At 57.9% G+C, this 13,860-nt stretch carries 17 protein-coding genes and 1 pseudogene; 10 read left to right on the top strand and 8 right to left on the bottom strand.

All coding sequences use genetic code 11. The features are described 5' to 3' along the window. Nucleotides 1-18 precede the first annotated feature (18 nt). Nucleotides 19-831 carry an aminoglycoside phosphotransferase family protein gene (locus tag JQ572_RS17140; protein WP_211384200.1) on the top strand — a complete coding sequence of 271 codons (813 nt, stop codon included), beginning with the start codon at nucleotides 19-21 and terminating at the stop codon, nucleotides 829-831. Nucleotides 832-1,018: 187 nt separating this feature from the next. Here JQ572_RS17140 and JQ572_RS17135 read toward each other — a convergent pair whose 3' ends face one another. Next, on the bottom strand, nucleotides 1,019-1,507 hold the full coding sequence (locus tag JQ572_RS17135) for a lipocalin-like domain-containing protein (protein WP_211384199.1): 489 nt from the start codon (nucleotides 1,505-1,507) through the stop codon (nucleotides 1,019-1,021). Nucleotides 1,508-1,621: 114 nt separating this feature from the next. Between JQ572_RS17135 and JQ572_RS17130 the strand changes: the two genes are divergently transcribed. Next, the gene (locus JQ572_RS17130) at nucleotides 1,622-2,527 is read left to right on the top strand and encodes a LysR family transcriptional regulator (RefSeq protein WP_211384198.1); all 906 of its coding nucleotides are present in this window, start codon (nucleotides 1,622-1,624) and stop codon (nucleotides 2,525-2,527) included. A 190-nt stretch (nucleotides 2,528-2,717) separates the two neighbouring features. Here JQ572_RS17130 and JQ572_RS17125 read toward each other — a convergent pair whose 3' ends face one another. Together JQ572_RS17125 and JQ572_RS17120 are read right to left on the bottom strand one after the other, a co-directional pair. After that, on the bottom strand, nucleotides 2,718-3,011 hold the full coding sequence (locus JQ572_RS17125) for a hypothetical protein (protein WP_211384226.1): 294 nt from the start codon (nucleotides 3,009-3,011) through the stop codon (nucleotides 2,718-2,720). 85 nt (nucleotides 3,012-3,096) lie between these two features. Continuing rightward, nucleotides 3,097-3,471 (bottom strand): hypothetical protein, encoded by a 375-nt coding sequence (locus tag JQ572_RS17120; RefSeq protein WP_211384197.1) that lies wholly within the window; start codon nucleotides 3,469-3,471, stop codon nucleotides 3,097-3,099. Between the two features lie 422 nt (nucleotides 3,472-3,893). On the opposite strand from JQ572_RS17120, the gene JQ572_RS17115 reads away from it, so the two are divergent. Beyond that, the gene (locus JQ572_RS17115; protein WP_249129114.1) at nucleotides 3,894-4,847 is read left to right on the top strand and encodes an ABC transporter substrate-binding protein; all 954 of its coding nucleotides are present in this window, start codon (nucleotides 3,894-3,896) and stop codon (nucleotides 4,845-4,847) included. A gap of 181 nt (nucleotides 4,848-5,028) precedes the next feature. On the opposite strand, the gene JQ572_RS17110 is transcribed toward JQ572_RS17115, so the two are convergent. Continuing rightward, nucleotides 5,029-5,517: a cupin domain-containing protein gene (locus JQ572_RS17110; protein WP_211384195.1), complete on the bottom strand. Its 489-nt coding sequence runs from the start codon at nucleotides 5,515-5,517 to the stop codon at nucleotides 5,029-5,031. A gap of 182 nt (nucleotides 5,518-5,699) precedes the next feature. Next, entirely contained in the window at nucleotides 5,700-6,629 is a 930-nt protein-coding gene (locus tag JQ572_RS17105; RefSeq protein WP_249129087.1) for a transglycosylase SLT domain-containing protein, read from the bottom strand. Between the two features lie 1,056 nt (nucleotides 6,630-7,685). Between JQ572_RS17105 and JQ572_RS17100 the strand changes: the two genes are divergently transcribed. Genes JQ572_RS17100 through JQ572_RS17085 form a run of 4 tightly spaced genes read left to right on the top strand, consistent with a single transcriptional unit; the run spans nucleotide 7,686 to nucleotide 9,476 of the window. Beyond that, nucleotides 7,686-8,189 carry a hypothetical protein gene (locus tag JQ572_RS17100; protein WP_211384193.1) on the top strand — a complete coding sequence of 168 codons (504 nt, stop codon included), beginning with the start codon at nucleotides 7,686-7,688 and terminating at the stop codon, nucleotides 8,187-8,189. Beyond that, nucleotides 8,186-8,488, top strand: a complete 303-nt coding sequence (locus JQ572_RS17095) for a hypothetical protein (protein ID WP_211384192.1) — start codon at nucleotides 8,186-8,188, stop codon at nucleotides 8,486-8,488. The genes JQ572_RS17100 and JQ572_RS17095 overlap by 4 nt, the downstream gene beginning before the upstream one ends. Before the next feature lie 2 nt (nucleotides 8,489-8,490). Then, nucleotides 8,491-9,210 (top strand): SOS response-associated peptidase, encoded by a 720-nt coding sequence (locus tag JQ572_RS17090; protein ID WP_211384191.1) that lies wholly within the window; start codon nucleotides 8,491-8,493, stop codon nucleotides 9,208-9,210. Then, nucleotides 9,207-9,476, top strand: coding sequence for a hypothetical protein (locus JQ572_RS17085; protein ID WP_211384190.1), 270 nt, complete (start codon nucleotides 9,207-9,209; stop codon nucleotides 9,474-9,476). Before JQ572_RS17090 ends, JQ572_RS17085 begins: the two co-directional genes overlap by 4 nt. A gap of 620 nt (nucleotides 9,477-10,096) precedes the next feature. Here the strand turns inward: JQ572_RS17085 and JQ572_RS17080 are convergent. Next, nucleotides 10,097-10,333: a DUF6894 family protein gene (locus JQ572_RS17080; RefSeq protein ID WP_211384189.1), complete on the bottom strand. Its 237-nt coding sequence runs from the start codon at nucleotides 10,331-10,333 to the stop codon at nucleotides 10,097-10,099. A gap of 359 nt (nucleotides 10,334-10,692) precedes the next feature. Here JQ572_RS17080 and JQ572_RS35535 point away from each other — a divergent pair. Next, nucleotides 10,693-11,046 (top strand): annotated as a pseudogene (locus JQ572_RS35535) (Crp/Fnr family transcriptional regulator); the annotation flags it as partial. Nucleotides 11,047-11,183: 137 nt separating this feature from the next. Here the strand turns inward: JQ572_RS35535 and JQ572_RS35070 are convergent. Beyond that, nucleotides 11,184-11,381 (bottom strand): hypothetical protein, encoded by a 198-nt coding sequence (locus tag JQ572_RS35070; RefSeq protein ID WP_249129086.1) that lies wholly within the window; start codon nucleotides 11,379-11,381, stop codon nucleotides 11,184-11,186. Nucleotides 11,382-12,682: 1,301 nt separating this feature from the next. Beyond that, a complete protein-coding gene (locus tag JQ572_RS17070; protein WP_211384188.1) occupies nucleotides 12,683-12,838 on the bottom strand; it encodes a hypothetical protein in 156 nt (51 codons plus the stop codon). Between the two features lie 110 nt (nucleotides 12,839-12,948). Here JQ572_RS17070 and JQ572_RS17065 point away from each other — a divergent pair, with 110 nt between their 5' ends. Further along, nucleotides 12,949-13,305 (top strand): hypothetical protein, encoded by a 357-nt coding sequence (locus JQ572_RS17065; protein ID WP_211384187.1) that lies wholly within the window; start codon nucleotides 12,949-12,951, stop codon nucleotides 13,303-13,305. Nucleotides 13,306-13,601: 296 nt separating this feature from the next. Next, nucleotides 13,602-13,775, top strand: a complete 174-nt coding sequence (locus JQ572_RS17060; protein ID WP_211384186.1) for a hypothetical protein — start codon at nucleotides 13,602-13,604, stop codon at nucleotides 13,773-13,775. Nucleotides 13,776-13,860: the final 85 nt, after the last annotated feature.

The following is a 13,860-nucleotide window of genomic DNA, read 5'->3' as shown; positions in this document are numbered from 1 at the left end:
CTGCGGCGGAGAACGGGCATGCAGGGATCACTGGGGGAAAAGATCGGTGAAGGCGCCTTCTCCGAAGCCTACGCCTGGACGCCCGGTCAGGTCGTGAAGCTGTTCAAGGCCGGTGTCTCTCATCTGCTCGGCCGGCACGAGGTGCGCATGATCCGCGCCGTGCGCGCCGCCGGCGTCCCGGTGCCGGAGGTCTTCGGCGAGGTGACGTTGGACGGGCGCTTCGGCATCGTGATGCAGCGTCTCGATGGACCGACCCTGTGGCATCTCTCGCGGACCGGCGCGGTGACTTTCGAACAGGCGGGCGCGATCATCGCGGCTCTTGCCATGTCTCTTCACAAGACGGCCCCGCCGCCGGAGGTCATCTCCATGCGCGAGTATATGGAGAGCGAGTTGCGGCACGACGACGGCAAGGTCCCGAAGCACCTCGCTACGGATATCCTCGCGCTGATTGATCGCCTATCGCCCGGCGACGGGCTCTGCCATTGCGACCTTAGCCCCGGCAATGTGATCATGACGGTGGAAGGCCCAAAGCTCGTCGACTGGTCCTTCGCGATGCGCGGGCCTGCCGCCCTCGACCTGGGGTTCTTGCATGTCATCCTCTCCGAGCTCGCGCCGGAAGTCGCCGACAATCCGGAGCGTCCGCGTGCGACCCATGCGGCAGCGCAATCTGAATATGCGCGGCTGGCCGGCATGTCTCTCGCGGAGCTGACGGCGGCAATGGAGCCGTATCTGCCCATCGTCCGCACCTTCGTCGTCCTCGGCAACGTGGTGCCTTCCTTGCGGAAGCGGCTGATCCAGCGCATCGAAGCGGGGCTGCCCTCGGAAGACTGAACCGTCTTGGTCGCGCGCGCGAGCCGAAGTGGCCTGTCGAAGCGAGGCGTCAGTGTCTCCTTTGGGACATTCACGTCGGTTTGGCGCCCGGATGCAAACGTCCGGTCTACCCCTGTGAGGCGACACATAGCTGCACTACGCCAACGGAAGCGATGGGCCAATAAGAGACGAAGCTTGTTGTGCTCGCTCAATTGGCACGCCTCCAGGTAACGGTCCCGACGCCGCCGCTGGACGCCGTTGGGGTGATGTATTTCAGCTCGTCTTTGCTTACCGCGATAATGATTCGCTTCTGTGTAGTGCCGTTCCAGTTCGGAAATGTCGAGCTTTCGACCTCGAAGGTCAAAGTCTTGTTGGCCGCGTTGTGTGAATAGGTGCCGATCATGGCGATGCTCATCGACATAACTGCCTTGTTTTCCTCCGGTGTGCCGCCGGCGCGGTTGTTGGAAGCAAATCGCGGGAGATCGGGACCGATGATCGTCAGCATAAAATGCCCGCCGGCGTCCAGGGTCATCATGCCCGCGGCGCCGGAGCCGAACTGTTCGGTCTTCTTTCCATCCTTGTCGGTTACCGACGAAACAAGGACCCAAGTGCCGTGTAAATCGACGGAGGCTTCCGCCAAGGCGGACCTGGACAGCGCCATCACAGCGGCAGCAACCGCAAGGAATTTGGTCAACATGTCGACCTCTCAGAATTGATAGCTTGGCCAGAGCGCCACAATTTTAGGGAAGTTCCGCACCGCGGCATATAGTGTCAAACTAAGAAGGTCCCTTTCAGTATTTGGAACGCGGCCATGGACCGGTTCGAAGCTATGACCTTGTTGATTGCGGTGGCGGAGGCCGGCAGCATTTCGGCCGCGTCGCGGAAACTCCGGGCGCCAGTGGCAACGGTCAGCCGCAAGATTTCGGAGCTCGAAAAGCATCTGAATGCGCGGCTACTGATGCGGTCGACGCGGACGATCGCGTTGACCGAGGCGGGGTGTGCTTTCGTGGCGGCGTCGCGCCGCATTCTGGCCGATCTCGACGAGGCCGAACGCGACGCCGCGAGCGAAACCAAGACGCCGAAAGGTGAATTGGTTCTGTCCGCCCCGATCGCGCTCGGACGCTTTTATCTTCTTCCTGTCGTCACCGATTTCCTCAAGGACTATCCGGACATCGACGTGCGTATGATGCTTGCGGATCGCCGACTGAACATGATCGAAGATCATATTGACATCGGCTTGCGCGTTGGCGAACTGAACGATTTTAGTCTTGTCGCCAAGAAGGTCGGAGCCGTCAGGCGTGTCGTCTGTGCCAGCCCTTCGTATCTGGCGCGTCGCGGCACGCCGAAGACCCCCAATGACCTCAAGGATCACGATTGCATCACGTTCGAGAACACGCTCTCGGCACAAAGCTGGGCTTTCAAGATCGGCAGGGCCGAGAAGTCTTTTCCAATCCGTTCGCGCCTAGTCGTCAGCACCGCCGAAGCGGCGACCGACGCTGCCGTCTCAGGCTTGGGCTTAACGAGGATGCTGGACTACCAGATCGACCGCCAGCGCCGCGTCGGCAGCCTCAAGCTGGTGTTGGAGTCTTATCGCTCGCCGCCCAAGTCGGTTCATTTAATCTACGAGGCGGGCCGGCACTTGCCGATGAAAATCCGCACCTTCCTCGATTTTGCGGCGCCACGGCTGAAGCAGGCAATGTGCTCACTCGCCGATTGATCCCATCCTGGAATCGCGAAGTCATCGATTTGATGAACTTCTCCTTTGGGTCATTCACGTCGGTTTGGCGCCCGGATGCAAACGTCCGGTCTACCCCTGTGAGGCGACACATAGCTACACCACGCCAACGGAAGCGATGGGCCACGAGCAGAAGTCACGGCTAGAAGGGTTTCACGGGTCGGAGCTGGGACTAATTGAAAGCATCACGATCCTTCTTGATGATCGCTCGCTGATCGTCCGCGTACTCTTCAACAATGGCTAACCGTTCCTGCTCTGGCTCGCCAATCGGTGCTTCCTCTATACGGCCGTCCCATTCGCGCCAATGCGTTGGAAACACGTACACGGGCAAACCGGTCTGCGAATTGATCCAGCCCCGAAGCACGCGGCGACAGGGGAAGATCAGCGCATGGACTTGTCCGCCGGTGTCGATGACCGCCAGTTGCAAATTGCGATCAAACGGTGCCGCTGCCGTGGATTTCCACATGGCGCGCCCCCTCTACTGCAGGCGGGAGCGCAATCGGTCTCTCGGCTACCGACGCCTACGGGCAAAACCTCGGCCGGTGATGAAATCAGTGTATCAGGTTTCGTCGAGGACCTGTCGAAATTGTTCCGCCCGGCGAGTTGATCTTCGCGCGCAGGCGATGACAAAAATCTTCAAGCACCGTCTGCAAGTTTTCGCAGCTTACGAGCAGCGTCTCCGCGTGTTCGCGCTGGATTGTTCCGAAGGGGTGACCATCACGGATATCTCTCGCTTGGCTCACCCTGTTACGGCCCTCTGATGCTTTTTTCTCGACAAATTCAAGATGTTCCAGATCATGGGCGAGCTGATCCAACTCGGCGATCAGAAGCTTGGTAATGTTGGTACGTTTGTCAGGCGTCAGATCATTGCCGGTCAGAAGGCCGATAAAGTGATCTACGTTGGCCCTGGCGATAAATCGGTGCATCGGACCCCCTGATCCACGCTACTCGATGATTTAGCTTGCAGCCGATCCGAAGCGTAGGAAATATAGTTCTTTGTCGCGTCGGTGTGAAGCCACAAAGAGGCCGCCGTGGGGGATCGCGGCCTTGTCCCAATGGGGATAGTTCGCACTCGGGGGCTGAGCGCAACGCCCTTCTAGGGGCACGCCACGGTCGTTTTGAGCAGGATCAAAGTTGGACGTCATGTCTGCTCGGGGTCAAAAACGCGAAGAACTCAACCTGAGCAAATCTCGCCTGCTATTCCTCAGTGAGCGGACCTTGTTGAGAGGTGCCGCCACTTCGTCGATGGGCCAATAGTGACTCGTGCACCGCAACAAAGCGAGCCATCCCCGCAATGATCGTGCTAACATTTGGGATCATTGGACATCAAGAGAGGCTCGTGAGTCGAATGGTAACGCGTCGCGCGGTGCTTACGACGGCCTGTTCGATTGCTATCGCTGCTGTTGCAAATGCCGATTCATTGCGACCGCGGCGCGTCGGGCTGGTTACTTCTGGCTCAGGCGAGCGGATTATCGGTTGGTTCAGAGAAGCGTTCAGGTTGATGGGATACCGGGAAGGAAGCGACCTCATCATTGATCTGCGCGAGGCGAAAGGTCACTACTCTTTGCTGCCCGGTCTAGTCTCGGAGCTCATCGCTCTGAAGCCGGACGTTATCATCGCCGAAGCGACACCCGCGATTGCGGCGGCACAACGGGCGACCTCGACGATTCCAATTGTTATGTCGCCAGCCACCGATCCTGTCGGCTCAGGCTTCGTCAAGAGTTTTACCAGGCCCGGTGGCAATATAACCGGCACAGCGAATATGTTCGCAGATCTCACGGCCAAGACGCTGGACATTATTCGCCTGCTCTTTCCCAAAGTACAGAAGATCGGCGTACTCACCTCAAACAACCCCGTGCACCCGGCGATGGCACAAACTGCAACCAAGGCAGCAGCGACCATCGGCATTTCGGCGCAACGCTTCGTTGCGTCGAACCCGGAAGACCTTGAAAAGGCGTTCGCCGATATGAAAGCGGCCGATTGCGATGTCGTTTATGTACTTGCGGACCCTCCGCGCGATGCGTTGCCATCAATCGCTCTGAAGTATCGGCTGCCCACAGTATTTCAGGTCAACACTTATGCAGACCGGGGTGGATTGATGGCTTATGGGCCGGACCTGAAGGCTCTCTTTCTACTTGCGGCTGGCTACGTGGATCGCATTCTGAAAGGCGCGAATCCAGCGGACTTGCCGGTTGAGCAGCCGACGAAATTTGAGTTCGTGATCAATCTCCGGACGGCCAAGGCATTGGGATTGACTGTCCCTGAGCAAGTGCTTCTGATGGCGGACCGAGTGATTGAGTAGGGATCCAGCTTCCGAGGATGGCCGAAGTCCGCTCTGGGTCAAAATGCGAAGAACTCAACCTGAGCAAATCTATTCCGCCTTGCCTCACTGAGCGGACCTCAACGAGGTACGCCGCTACTTCGCTGATGGGCCAATTTCGGACTCAGCCTCTTAGCGCTTGCGGGCAAATGTTTGAGCCCGCCTAGTATTCTGCCCCATATTTGAGACCGATTGCGTTGATCTGCTCCCGCGTCAATTCTTTTCGCGGTTCGCCGGGTCGGCTGCAGGTTTCGCGAAAGAAACCGTCGAGGCCTGGGGGCACCATGATCCACAGCAGAACCAGTTCCTGATCTGGACTACTGAAACCATGCCACGTGTTCCTGGGTATGAAAATCGTTCCACCTCTTTCGCAAGAGTGACGCACATCGTTGAGTGTGACCGTGCCACTGCCTTCCAGAACGTAGAAGGCTTCGTCCCTGTCGAGGTGTCGGTGAGCCGGAATGCCTGAGCCCTTTGGTACTTGCTGAATGCCGAGGCCAAGATTATTGGACCCCGTTACGGGGTCGATCTTGATGAAGATGTTGCCGCCATCACGAAAATGGATCAGGTGTTCACCCTCTCCGGCACCAAGCACATAGCCCTGCGGCACCGGGTTGTGCGACTTCGCCTCGATCTCCTTGCTGTTTGGCATCGCGTGCTCCATTGGCCGAATTCAACAATGAAAAACCACAATAGCAGAATGCTGCACCACGAGCGACGCCCATGGCCAATGACGGTTTTGGGTCATGAGCGGTCTTGGTTTACCCAGCTGGGTCTGTTCGCCATGGCGGCTTAAGGCAATGCAATCGTGGCAAGGCCCTGCCGACAACGGGATTATTGGCTTGCCGCCGCAGCGGCGGTCGCCACATATTTCGTGTAGAAATCGGCGACCCGGCCGCGCCACATGCCGACGAACGCCTCTGACGTTACGTTGTCCACCGATTTCCAGATGCGCTTGAACGCCGGGAGTACATTGCCCCAGATCGCGCGTTTGCACCACCTCTCGCCCTTCTCCTTGCCTTCGCTGGTGGCGCACATGGATTTCCAGGCGGTGCGAGCGGGCCGGCTGATGTGCTCAGCGGCGCCTTCCCAGCCCTGCTGATGGATCAGGTAAAGATCGCTCATGTCTGGCGTCCGGTGCGTGATCCACTCGAACTGGACGCCTTCGGTAATAATTTTGTAGGCGGCCGCAACGGCGTTGTCCCGCGGGTTGCGAATCTGCCCGAAGCCGAACTTCCCGAACTCATATTGGCTCAATTGAAACAGGCCGATATACGACCCGGTGCGTTGATTGGGGTTGAAGCCGGATTCGATCTTGGCAACCGCCATCATGAAATTGAAATCGAGACCAAACGCGTCGGAAGCGCGCTTGATCTCTTCGGCCGGCGTTCCGACCGGAATGTCCTTGAACGCACGCAAGATGATCTCCGCCGGTTTCTCCGCGGGCGGCAGTTCGGACCAGACGTAGTAGACCAGATAACGGAAATCCTGTGTCGACGCCGCTTTCGGAGCATCGTCGGACGGATCGCGTGTTGCCGGCAGCGGCTGGACGATATCCTGTCCCAACGACGCCAATTTCGGCGCGACGGGATTATCGGCGATTTCGGCTTCGGTGCTCAACGGCCCGGAACCTGCAGACGTCACTGAGCGAAGCTCCGCTCCTTCTGCCCGAAGCGCTGCCGCAAGTCTGGCGGATGCCTCTGCGTACAACGCCGGCGTCACCATGTACTCAGGAGCCGTCATGTTCGCTGCAGCTTCCGGCATGACATCCGGCTCCGTCGCGGCCGGTCTGTTTCCGCCGGCCAGATAAAGTCCCACGGATGCGATAACGCACACGACGCAGCTCGTCGGCAAAACCCTCATTGCCTGAAGTCCACGGGTGGCTTCTGTGCAAAGGGTGTTCGCATGTTTCCTGCGGCCTGTGGTGAGCCTCTTTCGTAAAATCTTAAGGTTTAAATGTCGTGAACAAGAGCAGACTTTCTGCCTCGCCACTCATCGGACGCGTCCCGCTTTGGGTCACGAGCGGCCCCTGGCGGGAGACGCTCGTGGTGTCGGCTCTGGGTGATTCGCGTCGGTTTGGCGCTCGGATGCAAACTTCCGGTTACTCCTGACATATAGCTGCACCACGTCAATAAATGCGATGGGCACGAGCCGTCCTTGGTCGCGAACCAACAAAGAAGCTGCCGCTGATGGCCCAACCAACGTATAGGAGCCGCGTTCCTTTGGAACGCTGCATCACGGCAATCATTGAGCCCGGCGGGACGAAACTCCTTGGAGGAAGAAGGATATGCGTTCGATTTTGGCCTTGAGCGTCTTGATAAGCCTGTGCGGGTTCGCGAACGCGGCTACTGTGCATCATGGGCACCGCCCGCATGCGGTGCTTCGTCCCCATCATCACATGTACCCATCAGGTCGAGCCTCGGGTTTTGCCTATGCGCCGCGTCAACACCACCGGGCCGCCGACCCCTGTGATAGGCCAGAAGCGTATTTCGGCGCTTGTCAGGGTTATGCGCCTGGCGAAAAAGAGCAATTTCTCGATAGTGTGCTCAGCCCTTACTAGTTGGGAAGCGTACAACCGGGAGCCTTGGTAGGGCCGCTGTCTCCAGGGCAGCCCTCTCCGTGAGACAAATCTGAGGCACGTACTTCGGCGAGAGGCGGGGTCGAGAATATTCTTTCGAGTTCTGCAGCGAGAAGCAGACCCTCATTAATCAGTTACGTTGCCTTGATCGCCATCATTGACCAATGAGAAGTGGTTGCGCTGTTCTTACCCGCCACGCCTAGTGGCTTTTCATAGGAGGCGATTCGGGGTGATCATAATGGATGTCTCCTCGCATCATACCCATTCCGCTGTCTGGAGATCTGAGGAAAGCTCAGGCCAAAGGCGTTCGGTATGCCGACGGGCTGCACAACACCTATTTTGACCAAACGAAGCTGATCCGAAGCGCCGCGGAAGCTAAGATCCGTGAAGCCGACAGACTGGAATGTGAAGCTTGGAATGCATTGATGTGGGCTTGGGCCACTGATGAGATGCGTCCGGTGATCGATGACCAGCAGGCCAACCCCACAATCGGCAAGGCCATCAATGGTGGGTACGATCTGCTTGAGGCCAAGTGCAAACGTTGTCGACGGCTCTCGTTAGTGCCATTGCGTGCCGTGAAGCGACCTGCACGGACGCCGATCTTGATGCTTGAGGACGCGCTGTTCTGCGAGCCGTGCAGCGAGGGCAAACACTACACTCATCGGCAGCGGGCGTTTATTGTGGGTCTCACGTTCGCCAAACCGGACTCGGCCGGCAAGGCAAGCCGAGAAAGGCGAAAACCGTGACGATCTTCCGACTAGCGCCAATCGATATACGCGCCAACGACGAGAAATGGGCGGTCTCGACGATACGCGAAGCTGTCTGGGTCGAAGCGCGCGACGATATTCATGCTCGCCATCTTGTGGAAAATGCCACTCTCAAAATGGCCGAGATGCACCGGAAACGCAAAATCCTGTACTCGCCTTGGTTGGATCCTGTCATCACATCGTGCTTCCCAGATAAAGACGCGAAGCATCCTCCTAAGGGGAAGTTGCTGACAGCCGAAGGCGAAACGATTGAAATTCCAGGCGCCGAGACTGACTGACGATGTGCAATCTTTATAGCATCACCACGAACCAAGATGCGATCAGCGCGCTGTTCCGTGTCGTCAATCAATACGTCGGCAACTTGGCACCAATGCCCGGCGTCTTTCCGGATTACAGGGCGCCGATAGTGCGGACTGGTGTCAAAGGCCGCGAACTTGCCACCGCACGATGGGGCATGCCGTCGTCGTCCAAGGCGCTGATGGATGCCACCAAGAAGCGTGCCGAAAAGCTTCAGGCTAAGGGCAAGACAGTTGACTTCAAGGAATTGCTTCGGATGGAGCCCGACGGCGGCACGACCAACATCCGGAACGTGAAGAGCAAACATTGGACGCGGTGGCTAGGTCCAGAGCATCGCTGCGTGGTGCCGTTCAACTCATTCAGTGAGTTCAACAAGGCCGAAGGCGGGGACATTTGGTTTGCGCTTGACGACACCCGTCCGCTCGCGTGCTTCGCCGGCATCTGGACCAACTGGAAGTCGGTCCGGAAGGTCAAGGAGGGCGAGACCACGAACGACCTTTACGCATTCCTGACCACCGAACCAAATGCCGAGGTGGGTGCAATTCACCCGAAAGCGATGCCGGTCATCTTGACCAAGCCGGAGGAAGTCGAGACTTGGCTGAACGCTTCTTGGGATGAAGCCAAGAGCCTGCAGCGGCCTCTTCCAGACGGCGCGCTGCGAATCGTGGCACGTGGGGTGAAAGAAGATCAGGCCGCAGCATGAAACACGCCGAAGCACGCCCCTATTCCGATCCGGCTACCGCCGCGCGTAAGCTGGTCGAACTAGCGGCCAGCGTCGAAGCCGTGAACGGCCGCATCCATATCGAGAAAATCAACTCGCCTTTCCTCTCGCCAAACGGCTGCAAGGCTACCGGTCCGGAGTTCGGCGCCGGCATCAAGTATGCGATTGAGAAAGGATGGCTCGATTTGCATGAGAGCGGAACTTACGTCCAGTTGTTGACCTCACCCAAGGATCTGCTGGTGGGCTGAGCGAAGCCGTCCTGACTTACGATAATGGAAATTATTGAAAGTCTGGACGTCGGCGTCGCGGCCCGCGCTGCCCGGCCGCACAGCGACCTGGAGGAGGCCGCTTGCGCGGGCCAGCTCTCCGCTCCCTCCGAGGATAAGGCTAATCCGGCGCTGCTCCAGGCAGACGCGCTCCATGCGCGTGTTGATGCTGCCCCATATGGGTCCGATCAGACACCGGTGGTCAAGATATCTGGCCCCGGCGCCATCCGCATTTGCTCGCTCAGAATGAGCAAAACGATACAGCGGCGGAACTCCTAAAGTGTTCCACTTTGACGAACAGCCGTCCGACCTTTGGCACCCACGGGTGACTGAGGGCGCCGCGCTCCCGTCCAACTCAAGCGGAGGACGAACTCATGTCGTCGCTTCAACAACTTCAACGCCGGGAAATAAACGACAACACCCACTACACCCCAGGGCAGCTCGTTCAGCTACGACGCCAGATGCTGCGGTTCGCCCGATCCACGCCGCCTGGGACTGAGCGGAATGATCGTCGGCAGATTGCCCGGTCGCTGCGCAGTCTTTTCAGGAACAGGGAGTGGCTGGACTCTCACACTATTGAAGGTCCGGAGTAGCGCACCGAATTACTTGGCCGGATTTTCGTATGAAGGCCTGGAATACACAGGCACGGTGCCAATCTCGCGCCCCGCATCGTTGATGATGGAGACATGGCGCTCAGGATCGTCTTCGGGTTTGTCGAGTGAAACGCCGATGGCGAGCACCGCCGCCTTGATGAGCGCATCGGCATCGCCATCGCAAACAAAGCCAGAAGCGTCAGATAGCCTGTGGCCGTCCTTAACGTCAAAAAAGTAGCGGGGCATAGGTAACCTCCACATGTCCCAAGCGCGCGCAGACAGCGTTGTTCCGATCGTCAGGCCACCTCAGTTACCGCGATGCGGTCACCTTCCACACCCACGACGCGCAGTAGCTCGCGCGCTCCGTGGCCTCGCCCCACACTGCCATCGTGCGGACGTCGGAACCTGATATGGCCAATACTACTACTGCGGCGGGAACGGAGCACAACTAAAAGTGTTGGAAATCTGCTTCCGCAATTTTCAAGCATCCGCGGGTGACAGAGAGCGAGCAACAGCATGCAACCGGCATTTATGCCTGATCAGATTGACGCTCATCGCCTTCTCTAGGGGTCGCTACCGGGCGATCCACCGCCAGCTATAAAAACGATCAAAAAATCTTCAGCCAAGGTGAAGACGCTGCCTTCGTATTCTTTGTTCAGGAAGGTTGCGTAAGGCTTACGACGCTTAAGCATGGCGCAGAAAATCAGCTCGGGACAGCGCAGCAAGGACAATTTTTTGGGGAAGCATGCCTTCATGACGTGCCAGTACGGCGTGCTACAGCCACGGCAATAGGTGACTGCCGAATTACGTCAGTCACGAAAGAGGACATGCTTTTTTCGATTCGCAGCCAGCCCAGATTTGCAAGAAAGTTCATCGATTTCTTAGCGGATCAAAACAGTTGGACGCAGAAGCACTTGCTTGAGCATCTTTTGGAACCGCAGAAGTCGCCTGAATCGTAAGGAGCCGCCAAATGAGGCGGCCTCACAGATTGAAATACAGCATAGACGCTAGGACCGTCGAAAAGACGCTCAGCCCTACGATGGCAACTTTCAAAACACAGTCTGGTGGGATCACGCACCCCCCTTTGGTTAGGAAATCACTTCGGCGGCTGCAAGCCGGGCGAATTTAGCCACTCACTTATGTGAGCGCCGGTTTCGACTTGCCGAGCTTTGCGGATTGCTTGCTCCCGCTCGATACCAGGCGGAAGCGATTTGGCTTCCCTGCGGAGGCGTTGCGCTTGTTCGGCAAGGCGCTCTTCAAGAGACGTTGTTTGCTTGATACGGCGTCGCTGCATGGCGCTGCTCCATTCCTGAGGAAGGCGGGAGCGCTGACGGCGTTCTCATCACCGATAAAAGCCGAGGGCCGCGCGGTGATGCCGGAAGTTTGCCATGTTCGGTACCGCACATATGGTCAATTTTGCTCACATCGAAGGAACGTGAACGAGGCCACTGAGATCAGACGCTTGGCCGGACACAACCAGACTAGCGACCGATACAAAGCGGCCCCAGTCCGGGGCTAGACCAGGGCCACCTTGGAGGTGGAGCGCAGCGCGATGGCTGCCTCGCTGCGCGTCCGGCTAAGAGCCCAGCACACCCGGACTGCCGGCGCTGTTCAATATTGCTCAGCGTCCTTTGAAAGGCCCGCCAGCTTAGTCAATACGGCTGCGGGAGGCAGCCAACTGAGGCGGTGGCCTTAGTTCATTTTCTGAAGGGGTTTCTTGATGAACTCTCGCAGTTCATCGGCGTACTCGGCAATGATCTGCCGCGCCTCGTCGGAACGAGATGGTTTTGGCTCAGCTATGTGTTTGCTTGGCGGCTTCTCAGGCGCGGCCATGATCAAAGATACGGCGCAACCCGGAGGATCGTTTGATCAATCCAAATCAAGCTGCCGCAAACTAGGCCATCCATTTTGCAACAGGCGGCCCGGTTCCGTTAACCCAATCAGCGATTTACGTTGCGCCATAGGCACACACGCATAGCATCGCTGATGCCGGGGCTGGTCCATATTTCACCAAATTTTTTTAAACCCGGCGGGGCCGCAGTGTCGAAAGATGCTGCGGCTCTTTCCATTTGGACCGCGCCGGTTTTCTGACGGAAGAACACACGGATCCGAAAATGGGATTGGTGAGACTGCCGGAATCGTCCGTTCATATGACCGTAGGTCGCGAACATGGCGCGGCTTAGTCTCCAGCCCCCAATGCTCCCGGCTGCCGATCCAATTGCGGATCAGAGCGCCGGGAGTGCTGAGGCCGAAGCCGCTTTAAACTGGCAGCGAAGGTTTCTGCTGTCAGTGCGGCTTTTCCGGCTGCTGGCTCTGCGGCCTGACGTTCATGTTGCTATCCGGCATCTCGTCTCGCCCCTGGTCGCCGTTGTCATCCTTGCCGCCAGAAGTGGACGTACCGCTCCCGCTGCGCGAGCCGGGTGACATGCCAGTGGTGCTGCGCGGATCCGTACTTGGCGCCGTCGAGCTGGCCGCGGGATCACCGGTGACTGCCCCACGTCCGCTCGGTGAGCCGGCTTGCTGACCAGCAACGCTAACAGTCGACAGGGCGAGCACTGCGACGGCGATTGATAGTAGTCTTCTCATTAGGCGCTCCTAGTGCGTATTCGTCTTCTGCCAATTTTCAAGGTCGATGTCGGCCTTGTTACGCTGCTCTTTCTCCGGGTTGCCCTTCCAAGGCTTGTCCGTTTGCTTATGCGTCACCTGGTCGGCCTGTTTCCGCGGATCGTCTTTAGGGATCTCTTGGCTCATGTTTTCTCCCTTCTACCCAGCACAAGCTCCGAACTCCACAAGCGTTCCTCAAGACGGAACTAATCCGCTAAAGGCAGCTTGAATCCCGGTTCTGTGGTGTGGAGTTGTTTATGCGTCAGTCCCGATGGACCCCCTCGATCATCCCGGCAGGCGAGCCGACCGTTTATCTGGTGGCCGATGATTTTGGGAGAATGGGACGCGCGTGGCGCGAAGCGGATCTGGAAGCCGCAGACCTCGAAACAGTCATTCGGGATCTGATCTCGGGCGAATACAAGCGGCCGACCAGAGTCATTGCCTTCAACACGGGAGAGCACTGGTCCGAAGACGTTTCTGAGGATGTCGCCCGAAAAATCCAAAGCCGCTGTAATCTGCAACTAACCGACGTCCCCTCGCATCTCCAGGAGTTCGTCGATCGCTATGCCGTGCTGGACACGCGGCAGTTTAGCTTGCGCTTAGTTCAGCCGTAGCAATTCAGCGAAGCACGCAGCGTCAAAGTGTCATTCTCCGGGTGTGTGGGCGCAAAGGTTGCAATCGTTGTGTCAGAGCAAGTCCCTTAGGACGTCCACCACTAATCCTGCCGATAGGAGAGCAATCGCAATGTCGGCAAGGACGATCACAACTTGGCACTCGTCGTCTTCAATCAAAGAGCTTCCGCATTCCAATTCCAGCATTCGGCCCCTTTTGTCCGTCTCAACAAGCGTCACTGAGGTTCAAGAGGAACCAACCCGCCGATTCGTAGCTTGGTCTTCTTTAGGAGGAACCTATGGCCGTCAACAAACCCACTGGCGACAACGCACGCAAAGGCGCGGTGAAGAAGCGCACGCAGTTGAAGAACCCCCTGACGAAGACCTCCACCAAGCGCAACAAGAAGGGTGGTCAGTTCATGGCCGTCAAGAAGAGTGCGAAGAAGTTCAAGGGCGTCCGCAAGGAGAGGTAATGGGCCGGTTCTTTATCGGCATCATCATCCTGAGTGTGGCACTAGGGCGCGTACTCATTAATTTCGACCTGTCTGCTTCGCTCCG

The sequence above is a fragment of the Bradyrhizobium sp. SZCCT0153 genome (assembly GCF_018129995.1).
In the GTDB taxonomy this organism is placed as follows: Bacteria; Pseudomonadota; Alphaproteobacteria; order Rhizobiales; family Xanthobacteraceae; genus Bradyrhizobium; species Bradyrhizobium japonicum_G.
The sequence above is the reverse complement of the archived record's forward strand: the minus strand, read 5'-3'. Positions and strand labels throughout refer to the sequence as shown.

Bases quoted from the DNA above. Each gene is read 5' to 3' on its own strand.
- JQ572_RS17135 (WP_211384199.1), bottom strand. From the start codon at position 1,507: ATGTTGACCAAATTCCTTGCGGTTGCTGCCGCTGTGATGGCGCTGTCC.
- JQ572_RS35070 (WP_249129086.1), bottom strand. From the start codon at position 11,381: ATGCAGCGACGCCGTATCAAGCAAACAACGTCTCTTGAAGAGCGCCTT.
- JQ572_RS17105 (WP_249129087.1), bottom strand. From the start codon at position 6,629: ATGCCGGAAGCTGCAGCGAACATGACGGCTCCTGAGTACATGGTGACG.
- JQ572_RS17125 (WP_211384226.1), bottom strand. From the start codon at position 3,011: ATGTGGAAATCCACGGCAGCGGCACCGTTTGATCGCAATTTGCAACTG.
- JQ572_RS17080 (WP_211384189.1), bottom strand. From the start codon at position 10,333: ATGCCCCGCTACTTTTTTGACGTTAAGGACGGCCACAGGCTATCTGAC.
- JQ572_RS17120 (WP_211384197.1), bottom strand. From the start codon at position 3,471: ATGCACCGATTTATCGCCAGGGCCAACGTAGATCACTTTATCGGCCTT.
- JQ572_RS17130 (WP_211384198.1), top strand. From the start codon at position 1,622: ATGGACCGGTTCGAAGCTATGACCTTGTTGATTGCGGTGGCGGAGGCC.
- JQ572_RS17060 (WP_211384186.1), top strand. From the start codon at position 13,602: ATGGCCGTCAACAAACCCACTGGCGACAACGCACGCAAAGGCGCGGTG.
- JQ572_RS17070 (WP_211384188.1), bottom strand. From the start codon at position 12,838: ATGAGCCAAGAGATCCCTAAAGACGATCCGCGGAAACAGGCCGACCAG.
- JQ572_RS17110 (WP_211384195.1), bottom strand. From the start codon at position 5,517: ATGCCAAACAGCAAGGAGATCGAGGCGAAGTCGCACAACCCGGTGCCG.
- JQ572_RS17140 (WP_211384200.1), top strand. From the start codon at position 19: ATGCAGGGATCACTGGGGGAAAAGATCGGTGAAGGCGCCTTCTCCGAA.
- JQ572_RS17115 (WP_249129114.1), top strand. From the start codon at position 3,894: ATGGTAACGCGTCGCGCGGTGCTTACGACGGCCTGTTCGATTGCTATC.
- JQ572_RS17065 (WP_211384187.1), top strand. From the start codon at position 12,949: ATGCGTCAGTCCCGATGGACCCCCTCGATCATCCCGGCAGGCGAGCCG.
- JQ572_RS17085 (WP_211384190.1), top strand. From the start codon at position 9,207: ATGAAACACGCCGAAGCACGCCCCTATTCCGATCCGGCTACCGCCGCG.
- JQ572_RS17100 (WP_211384193.1), top strand. From the start codon at position 7,686: ATGTCTCCTCGCATCATACCCATTCCGCTGTCTGGAGATCTGAGGAAA.
- JQ572_RS17090 (WP_211384191.1), top strand. From the start codon at position 8,491: ATGTGCAATCTTTATAGCATCACCACGAACCAAGATGCGATCAGCGCG.